This is a genomic window from Flavobacteriales bacterium, assembly GCA_013214975.1.
In the GTDB taxonomy this organism is placed as follows: Bacteria; Bacteroidota; Bacteroidia; order DT-38; family DT-38; genus DT-38.
Genome location: JABSPR010000334.1, coordinates 1 through 1,717, shown reverse-complemented (window position 1 = coordinate 1,717; position 1,717 = coordinate 1). Strand labels below are relative to the sequence as shown.

Sequence of the window (1,717 nt, the reverse complement as noted above, 5' to 3'; positions counted from 1 at the left end):
GCAAAAGCTCTTTGGCTCTAAGTACAGATAGCTCACCCCTTTTAACGGCACTAAAGATTTCTTTAGAATTCATCATTTTTTCCAGATTTAAATTTGGGGAGATTAATTTCCGAATAAAGAATTTATTCGTTCTTTTACTTCATCCTCATGTATAGTTTTACTATGCATTACTAATTCTTTTTCAATAACAGCCGGCAAATCTTTCTTAATTTCTTCAACCAAATGTTTTTTTAAGATCACAAGAGAAACTCGTGGTTTTTCTGCGAGCTGTTGCGCCAATTCAAGTGATTTTTCTAACACTTGATTTCTAGGATATACTGGGAATGGAAACCCTCTTTTTTCTAAATCTGCCCCCCTAAAATTTTGAGCATTTAAAAGCATATCATGACCCAATGGGATTCCTAATTTTTTAGTAATTATATAGGTTGCCCCCATTCCAGGGGTAAATCCATATTTCATAAAATTTGTGGTATAAACATTCTCTCGACCTAGGACCACAAAGTCAGCAAACATTCCCATAACAAAACCACCACCGATTCCATGGCCCTGCATAGCCGCTATGACAGGAATCTCACAATCTAATGCTACTGAATAAAAATTTATGTCATTAAATTTTGTCTTTCCTTCATGAATAGCTAACAAGCCATCCTTCGACCCGCCTGAAGCAAAATAGGTATCATATCCAGTGAGAATTACCACTTTGTATTTTTTGTTTTGCTTAATTTTTTCAAAAGCACCTACCAACCCAACCATAAACTCATGGGTATAGGTATTTTTATAAACACGATCTTCCATAGTTATCTGAACTATTTCCGGTTCAATTTCTGTAAGGTATACTAATTCATTCATACAATTATTCCGAAAATCCTATTCCATTAAATATTTCTAAAGCCTGATCCCCATTAATTTCTCCCGATTGAACTTTGTTTAACAACAAATCTAAATCAGATGGCTTTTCCTGTTTCTCTTCCTGTTTCTCTTCCTGATCAGCAACAACACCATTCCCTTTATAGGCGGATTGGGTCATCAACTCATTATAAAAGTATTCGGAAAACAAATTTAGGGTTGGGTAATCATAAACTTTTACAGCTCCAACAGATAGATTATATTTTTTATTCAAATCACGAACCCACTCAACACCAATTATGGAATCCAATCCCAATTCCTGTAATGTTCTATCTTCAATTAATTCTGACTCTGCCATAAATAAAGATTCACTTAACATTCTTTTTAAATCAGAGCGAATCATTATTAATGAAAAAGGTGAACTATTGGCTAGAGCTTTATTTGGTTTAACAGCCTCAATGCTTAAGTCCTTTTTTCTTTGAGGTAATTCATTTAAAGAGATATTTCTATCTGGAACATTTGAATTACTGGGAACAGAGTCTTTGCCATTTCTGACCTCTTTGGCCAAAAAGTCATCTACATATACTGAGAATTCTTCTAGATTTGGATAATCATATATCTTGATGGCAGATATTCGAATCCCGTAATGTTTGTTTATATCTCGAATCCATTCCACTCCTATAATTGAGTCTAATCCACTTTCTATAAAGTCTCTTTTTATATCAATGTCTTCAAGTTCAACAAACAAACAATCCGCAAGCCTTTGTTTTAATTCTTGTAACACAGAGACCCTATCTTCAATTCTATTCTCTGGATTATTTTCTATTTGCCTCTTATCATTCTCCTGGGGGACTTCATTTTTAAATATTTC

The 1,717-nt window shown here is 33.8% G+C and carries 2 protein-coding genes; both read right to left on the bottom strand.

The window, feature by feature from the left end:
• Positions 1-102: 102 nt before the first annotated feature.
• Complete coding sequence (locus HRT72_10700) at positions 103-849, bottom strand: enoyl-CoA hydratase/isomerase family protein (GenBank protein NQY68172.1); 747 nt, start codon at positions 847-849, stop codon at positions 103-105.
• A 4-nt stretch (positions 850-853) separates the two neighbouring features.
• The coding region (locus HRT72_10695) for an acyl carrier protein (GenBank protein ID NQY68171.1) at positions 854-1,717 on the bottom strand (864 nt) is incomplete at its 5' end.